The 6,831-nt window shown below is 72.7% G+C and carries 9 protein-coding genes; 8 read left to right on the top strand and 1 reads right to left on the bottom strand.

Annotated features, from left to right (window positions below; genetic code table 11):
- From VGR37_25120 to VGR37_25100, 5 genes are all read left to right on the top strand, one after another.
- A partial coding sequence (locus VGR37_25120) for an AMP-binding protein (protein ID HEV2150704.1) occupies positions 1-1,116 on the top strand: 1,116 nt, incomplete at its 5' end.
- A 247-nt stretch (positions 1,117-1,363) separates the two neighbouring features.
- On the top strand, positions 1,364-1,744 hold the full coding sequence (locus VGR37_25115; protein HEV2150703.1) for a response regulator: 381 nt from the start codon (positions 1,364-1,366) through the stop codon (positions 1,742-1,744).
- Between the two features lie 94 nt (positions 1,745-1,838).
- On the top strand, positions 1,839-2,213 hold the full coding sequence (locus tag VGR37_25110; protein HEV2150702.1) for an Hpt domain-containing protein: 375 nt from the start codon (positions 1,839-1,841) through the stop codon (positions 2,211-2,213).
- 123 nt (positions 2,214-2,336) lie between these two features.
- Positions 2,337-2,567: a hypothetical protein gene (locus tag VGR37_25105; GenBank protein HEV2150701.1), complete on the top strand. Its 231-nt coding sequence runs from the start codon at positions 2,337-2,339 to the stop codon at positions 2,565-2,567.
- The gene (locus VGR37_25100; GenBank protein ID HEV2150700.1) at positions 2,568-2,999 is read left to right on the top strand and encodes a PIN domain-containing protein; all 432 of its coding nucleotides are present in this window, start codon (positions 2,568-2,570) and stop codon (positions 2,997-2,999) included. It begins immediately after the preceding gene.
- 25 nt (positions 3,000-3,024) lie between these two features.
- Here the strand turns inward: VGR37_25100 and VGR37_25095 are convergent, their stop codons facing one another.
- Positions 3,025-3,696: a nitroreductase family protein gene (locus tag VGR37_25095; GenBank protein ID HEV2150699.1), complete on the bottom strand. Its 672-nt coding sequence runs from the start codon at positions 3,694-3,696 to the stop codon at positions 3,025-3,027.
- Positions 3,697-3,897: 201 nt separating this feature from the next.
- On the opposite strand from VGR37_25095, the gene VGR37_25090 reads away from it, so the two are divergent.
- From VGR37_25090 to VGR37_25080, 3 genes are all read left to right on the top strand, one after another.
- Complete coding sequence (locus VGR37_25090) at positions 3,898-4,917, top strand: PfkB family carbohydrate kinase (protein ID HEV2150698.1); 1,020 nt, start codon at positions 3,898-3,900, stop codon at positions 4,915-4,917.
- 23 nt (positions 4,918-4,940) lie between these two features.
- On the top strand, positions 4,941-5,336 hold the full coding sequence (locus VGR37_25085; protein HEV2150697.1) for a RidA family protein: 396 nt from the start codon (positions 4,941-4,943) through the stop codon (positions 5,334-5,336).
- Between the two features lie 80 nt (positions 5,337-5,416).
- Positions 5,417-6,814: a phosphomannomutase/phosphoglucomutase gene (locus VGR37_25080; GenBank protein HEV2150696.1), complete on the top strand. Its 1,398-nt coding sequence runs from the start codon at positions 5,417-5,419 to the stop codon at positions 6,812-6,814.
- The last annotated feature ends 17 nt before the right edge of the window (positions 6,815-6,831 follow it).

Below are 6,831 nucleotides of genomic sequence, written 5' to 3'. Positions count from 1 at the left end.
GCCCTGGTCGCCCCGGACGACCCGGCGCTGGTGACCTTCACCACGGGGAGCACCGGCGCGCCCAAGGGCGCAGCCCGCTCCCACGCCTTCCTCTGGGCGCAGCACCTCGCCCTCGCGGCTCACCTGCGGCTGACCGAGCGGGACGTGGACATGCCGACGCTCCCGGTCTTCGTCCTCAACAACCTGGCGGGCGGGACGCCGAGCGTGATCCCGGACTTCGACCCGCGGCAGCCGGGGGAGATCGACCCCGGCACCATCGACCGGCAGATGCGCGCGGAGGGGGTCACCACCTCCAGCGGCTCGCCCGCCTTCTACGCGCGCCTGGCGGCCTGGGCGGCGGGGCGCGGCGCGAAGCTCCCCCTGCGCGCCCTGTTCACCGGCGGCGCCCCCGTGTACCCGCCGCTGGCGCGGCTCCTGGCCGACACGGTGGAGGGGGAGGCGCACGTCGTCTACGGGAGCACCGAGGCGGAGCCGGTCGCCGGGATCGAGGCGCGCGCCATGCTCGCGGCGATGGAGGAGGGCGGGGAGGGGATCTGCGTCGGCGCGCCGGTACCGGAGGTCGAGCTGCGCATCCTCCGCCCGCACGACGGGCCGATCGTGCTGGGGCCGCGCGGCTGGGCCGAGTGGGATGCCGGACCGGGGGAGACCGGGGAGGTGGCGGTCACCGGCGACCACGTCCTGGCCGGGTACCTGGACGACCCGGCGGCCGACCGTGCGAACAAGATCCGCGACCGGGACGGCACCCGCGTCTGGCACCGCACCGGCGACGCCGGGCGGCTGGACGCGCGAGGGCGGCTCTGGCTGATGGGGCGCGTCTCGCAGCGCGTGGAGCGGGACGGGGCGACGTGGTGGAGCACCCCCGCCGAGGTGAGGGCGCTCGGCGCGCCGGGAGTGCGGCACGCCGCGTACCTCGGGGTGAGCGACGAACGGCTCGGGCAGCGCGCCGTCCTCTGCGTGGAAACGGAGGGAGGGCGCCTGGACGACACGGAGCGCGCCGGCCTGCTCCGCCGTCTGCACCCCATCCCTGTGGACGAGGTGCGGGCGCTCGCCCGCATCCCCCGCGACCCGCGCCACGCCTCCAAGACGGACGTGGCGGCGCTGCGGCGCATGCTCTGACCGCGGTCCGTTCCCGAACGGGAACAGAGATCGCCCGCAGGTGTGGCTCCGTCCGCCGCACCGCCGGAGCCTCCGCCGCTCAAGCTGTTGATCTCACGCGTTTTGCCGGGGGCTGCGGGCCGGGATTGACGCCTCCTACCCCCCGTCCGATCTTTCGGCACCCGACAACAGACGCGAACCCGCGGGCCCACGTGCCCGCGGGTTTCTCCTTGCCCCGTCCCCACCGGGGCGCCACCCGCGGAGCCCCTTGCCCACGAAGCGCATCCTGCTGGTCGACGACGAGGCCGACGTCCGCGAGGTCGCCCAGCTCAGCCTGGAGATGGTGGGCGGCTGGGTGGTCTGCTCGGCCGCGTCCGGGGAGGAGGGCGTGCGCCGGGCCGCCTCCGACCACCCCGACGCCATCCTCCTCGACGTGATGATGCCGGAGATGGACGGCCCCGCTACCTTCCGGGCGCTCCAGGCCGACCCCGCCACCCGCAGCATTCCCGTCCTCCTCCTCACGGCCAAGGCCCGCCCCGCGGACCGCGAGCGCTTCGCGGAGCTGGGGGTGGCGGGCGTCCTCCCCAAGCCCTTCGATCCCCTCACCCTGGCGCGCGACGTCTCGCACGCGCTCGGTTGGGACGGCTGACCCCCGCCCCCGGAGCGGGGCCCACGTCCGCCCTCCCCGCCGCGGGCCTCCCCGATCTCCCCACCCCCTGGACCGAAAGGAAGTAGTCCGACACGTGACGAGTCTTCCCGGAACGGAGACCGGGTCGGAATCCCCGGACACGGCCGCGGCGCAGCTCGCCTCCGCCGTCGGCGCGCTGTGGAACAAGTACCGCGACGCCATCTTCGCCCGCGTGGACGCGGTGGAGGAGGCCGCCCGCGCGCTGGCCGACGACCGGCTGGACGAGGAGCTGCGCCGCCGGGCTGAGCACGAGGCCCACAAGCTGGCCGGTGCCGTCGGCGGGTTCGGGTTCGCCGAAGCGTCGCGGCTCGCGCGGGAGGCGGAGGACGTCCTCGTGGGGCGCGCGGCGCCCACGCCCGATCAGGCGCTCCGGCTGGCGGAGCTGGCCACGGCGATCCGTGCGGAGCTGGAGCGCCCGCTCCCGCAGTAGCCCGCCCCGTGGACGTCCGCCTGCCGACGCTGTGCAGCCCGCCGCGCTCCGAGGACGCCTGGCACGTCACGGCCATTCCGTTGTATTATCCTGCAGGTCACCCCCGCCGAAGGAGTGTGCGCGATGGCTGGCGAGCCCGCCTACAGGATCGAGGTCGACGACCGCGACCTCGTCGTGCGCGTGAGTCGCGATGCCCTGGACCAGGAGCAGGTCTCCAGGTTCCTGGACTACCTGGAGCTGGAGTCCATCCGCCGCCGCAGCCACCTGTCCGAGTCGGACGTTGAAGCGCTGTCCAGCGAGGTCGATGCGGGGCTATGGGAACGTCTCCGTGGCAACGTCCCCGAGCGGACGTAGATGCCTGACGCGCCCGCCTCCGTAGTCGTCGACACGAACATCGTTTTCTCTGCCCTGCTGAGGGAGCACAGCCGCTTCTCGGAGGTCCTCCTCCAGTCCGAGCACACGTTCTACGTCTGCGAGAGCGTCCTGGTGGAGCTGTTTCGCCACAAGGATCGGATCCTGAGGGCGAGTCGGCTAGAGGAGGCCGATCTGGCGCGCCTGTACCACGTTCTCCTTCGGCGGCTACAACTCTACAGGGAAGACCAGATCGCGCCGGAGAACTGGGGCCGGGCTTACGAGCTCTGCCGAGACGTGGACCAGACCGACACCCCGCACGTAGCGCTCGCGCTCGAACTGGAAGGCCTGCTGTGGACCGGGGACAGGACGTTGCGGGCCGGACTCGAAGCGCGTGGGTTCACCCGGTTCTTCGCAGCCGACCCCGGCTCCTGAGCGCGCCCAGCTCCCCTGAGCCTCCTCACTTCCAGACGCTGATCTCCTCCAGCGGCTTCCGCGCGAGGTCCGGCACCCGGGCGTCCGGCGCCGGGTAGCCCACGGGCATCAGCAGGAACGGCTTCTCGTTCACCGGGCGCTCCAGCAGCTCGGACAGGAATCCCATCGGGGACGGGGTATGGGTCAGCGTGGCGAGCCCCATCTGGTGGATCGCCGCGATGAAGAACCCCGCCGCGATGCCGCAGCTCTCCGTGGTGTAGTAGTACGTCCGCCGGCTCCCGTCCGCGCCGAGGCCGTACAGGTGCCGGAACAGGACGACGACGTAGGGCGCGTCGGTGATGTGCGTCTTGTTGAAGTCGGTCCCCAGCGGCGCCAGCGCCTCCAGCCAGTCCGCGGGCGCCCTCCGGTCGTAGAAGTCCCTCTCCTCCGCCTCCGCCGCCTCCCGGATCCTCGCCCGGGTCTCCGCGTCCTCCACCACGACGAAGGTCCACGGCTGCTGGTGCGCGCCCGACGGCGCCGTCCCGCCCACCCGGACCGCGTACTCGATCAGCTCCCGCGGCACGGGATCGCTGGAGAAGGCCCGCACCGTCCGGCGGCGGTCCATCTCCGCGTAGAAATCGCGCGCACGCCGCTCCATTTCCGCCGCGGGGAGGCGCTCGAAGCCGAGGGCGCGAAAGGGGTAGTCTGCCGTAGGCATGGGTAAACGGAGTCGAGGGAAAGGCCGACGCGGAAAGCAGAGAACCTACGGCCGTCCCGGCCGTGCGGCGAGCACCCTCCCGGCCGGGGACCCCTCGCCCGCCGAAAACAGCGGAAACTTTACACGACCCGCCCCCTCCCGGTACATTCCCCGCTCGTTTTCCCGGGCCCCGGCCCGCAGCCGCGACGCAGCACATCCCGAATGGACCGCCTGACCCCACAGCGCCTGGACGAGATCCTGGAACGCGCCCGCGGCCTCCGCGTCGCCGTGGTCGGCGACGTGATGCTCGACGTGTACCTGGAGGGGACGGTCTCCCGCATCTCCCCTGAAGCGCCGGTCCCGGTGGTGAACGTGGACACGGAGCGCCTCGCCCTGGGCGGCGCGGCCAACGTCGCGGCCAACATCGTCACGCTGGATGCCGACTGCGACCTCCTGGGCTACGTCGGCGCCGACGAGTCCGGGCTGCGGGTGCGCGCCGCCCTGACGGAGCAGGCAGGCGGCACGCTCCGCCCGCGGCTGGTCGAGCGCCGCGACCGACCCACCACCACCAAGACGCGGGTCATGGCGCGCAGCCACCACGTGATCCGCTTCGACAGGGAGCGTGCCGACGACCTCCCGGACGACTGCGTGGACGAGCTCTGCGAGATGATCCGCGAGTCCGTCGCGGAGGCGGACGCGCTGGTGCTGGAGGACTACAACAAGGGGGTCCTGGTGCCCGCCGTGATCCGCACCGCGCTCCGGGCGGCCGAGGAGGCGGGGATCCCCACCGTGGTCGACCCCAAGTTCCGCCACTTCTGGAGCTACGGTGGCGCCGCCGTGTTCAAGCCGAACGCCGTGGAGCTGGGCGCGGCCATGGGCGAGCCCATCCGCCCGCACGACGACGCCTGGCTGGAGGCCGCCCGCGGCCGCACCGGCGCCCGCCACCTCCTCCTCACGCTCGGCGAGGAGGGGATGGTGCTCCGCTGCGCTTCCGGCGACACGCTCCGCATCCCCACGGTGGCGCGCGAGGTCTACGACGTCTCCGGGGCGGGGGACACCGTCACCGCGTTCCTCGCCGTGGCGCTGGCCGCGGGCGCGGAGGTGGAGGAGGCGGCGATCCTGGCCAACTTCGCCGCGGGAATCGAGGTGGGGAAGCACGGGGTCGCGGTCGTGACCCCGGACGAGCTCCGCGCGGCCGTAGTCGCCGGCCGGCCGCTCTCCGCGCTCCCGGCCGGCGACTGAACCGAAACCCACAAAGGAGACACATGGCCGCACTCGAGAAGGTGCAGACCGGCGGGGCCCCCGCCGCCATCGGCCCGTACAGCCAGGCGATCGTCCACGGCGGGATGGTCTACACCGCGGGGCAGATCCCGCTGGACCCCGCCTCCATGCAGATGGTGGAAGGCGACGTCGCCGCGCAGACCGAGCGCGTCATGCAGAGCCTCGCCGCCGTGCTCGAGGCCGCGGGCGCCTCGCTCCGCTCCGTGGTGAAGACCACGGTCTTCCTCGCGGACATGAACGACTTCGCGGCCATGAACGAGGTGTACGCGAAGCACTTCGGCGACCATGCGCCGGCTCGCTCCACCGTGCAGGCCGCGCGGCTCCCCCGCGACGCCCGGGTGGAGATCGAGTGCATCGCCGTGGCCGGCGCCGAGCGCTGACCCCGGCGGCGCGGTCCCGCACTTGCGGGGCCGCGCCGTTTCTTTTTTCGACGACGAACCGAGCGGACTCCGTTTCAGCCATGCCCAAGCCCAACCCGCACATCTTCCGGCAGTACGACATCCGCGGCGTCGTCGGCACCGACGTCACCGCCGAGGTCGCCGAGGGGATCGGCCGCGCCTTCGCCACTCTCGCCCGGCGCCGCCTGGGCAAGGAGCACCCCACGCTCGCGCTCGGCCGCGACAACCGCACCTCCTCCGAGGAGCTGGCCGCCGCGGTGCGCCGCGGGATGATGGCCGCCGGCGCGACGGTGACCGACGTGGGGCTGGTCCCCACCCCGGTCCACTCGTTCGCCGTGTTCCACCTCGGGCTGGACGGGGGGCTGCAGGTGACCGGGTCGCACAACCCGCCGCAGTACAACGGCTTCAAGATGACGCTCTCCGGGGGCTCGCTCTACGGCGGCGCCATCCAGGAGATCCGCGCCATGATCGAATACGGGAGCTGGGACGGCGGCGAGGGCTCCGTCACCGAGCGCGACGTCCTGGACGAGTACGTCCGCTTCGTGGCCGGCAAGTTCCGGATCGAGCGGCCGCTGAAGGTGGTCGCCGACTGCGGCAACGGCACCGGCTCCGTGGTCGCCGTGGAGCTGCTGCGCGCGCTGGGATCCAACGTGGAGGTGGTTCCCCTCTTCTGCGAGTCGGACCCGAGCTTCCCCAACCACCACCCGGACCCGGTGGTGGACAAGAACCTCCTCGACCTCGTCGCGAAGGTGGAAGAGACCGGCGCCGACCTGGGCGTGGCCTTCGACGGCGACGCGGACCGCATCGGCGCCATCGACGACCAGGGGGAGATCGTCCGCGGCGACACCCTCCTCCTCCTCTACGGGCTGGACCTGATCCAGCGGCGCGGCCCCGGGCAGAAGGTGGTCTTCGACGTGAAGTGCTCGCAGGTGCTCCCGGAGGTGCTGGAGGAGGCGGGCGGCGTCCCGCTGATGAACCCCACCGGGCACTCCCTCATCAAGAAGCGGATGAAGGAGGAGGGGAGCGCCCTCTCCGGCGAGCTCTCCGGCCACATCATGTTCGGGGACGACTACTACGGCTACGACGACGCGCTCTACGGGGCCTGCCTGCTGCTCGACATCGTCGCGCGCCAGGGCCGCCCGCTCTCCGAGTGGATCGCGGAGTTCCCCCGCTTCGTCTCCACCTCCGAGCTGCGCTACCCGGCCACCGAGGAGACCAAGTTCGAGATCGTCGCCCGCGCCACCGAGCACTTCCGGCAGGGGCACGACGTGATCGACGTGGACGGGGCCCGGGTCCTCTTCGGCGACGGGTGGGGGCTGATCCGCGCCTCCAACACCGAGCCGGTGCTGGTGGCCCGCTACGAGGCCCGCACCCCGGAGCGCCTCGCCGCGATCCGGGGCGAGATGGAGGACTGGCTGCGCCGCGAGGGCGTCGACACCTCCGGCGGCGCCACGCACTGAGAGCGACCTTTCGCTTG

The organism is Longimicrobiaceae bacterium, assembly GCA_035936415.1.
In the GTDB taxonomy this organism is placed as follows: domain Bacteria; phylum Gemmatimonadota; class Gemmatimonadetes; order Longimicrobiales; family Longimicrobiaceae; genus JAFAYN01.
This window is presented reverse-complemented; position numbering and strand designations above follow the sequence as displayed.

Excerpts from the sequence above, each read along its gene's own strand:
- VGR37_25105 (HEV2150701.1), top strand. The coding sequence starts at position 2,337 with ATGGCTGGCGAGCCCGCCTACAGGATCGAGGTCGACGACCGCGACCTC.
- VGR37_25100 (HEV2150700.1), top strand. The coding sequence starts at position 2,568 with ATGCCTGACGCGCCCGCCTCCGTAGTCGTCGACACGAACATCGTTTTC.
- VGR37_25095 (HEV2150699.1), bottom strand. The coding sequence starts at position 3,696 with ATGCCTACGGCAGACTACCCCTTTCGCGCCCTCGGCTTCGAGCGCCTC.
- VGR37_25090 (HEV2150698.1), top strand. The coding sequence starts at position 3,898 with ATGGACCGCCTGACCCCACAGCGCCTGGACGAGATCCTGGAACGCGCC.
- VGR37_25085 (HEV2150697.1), top strand. The coding sequence starts at position 4,941 with ATGGCCGCACTCGAGAAGGTGCAGACCGGCGGGGCCCCCGCCGCCATC.
- VGR37_25080 (HEV2150696.1), top strand. The coding sequence starts at position 5,417 with ATGCCCAAGCCCAACCCGCACATCTTCCGGCAGTACGACATCCGCGGC.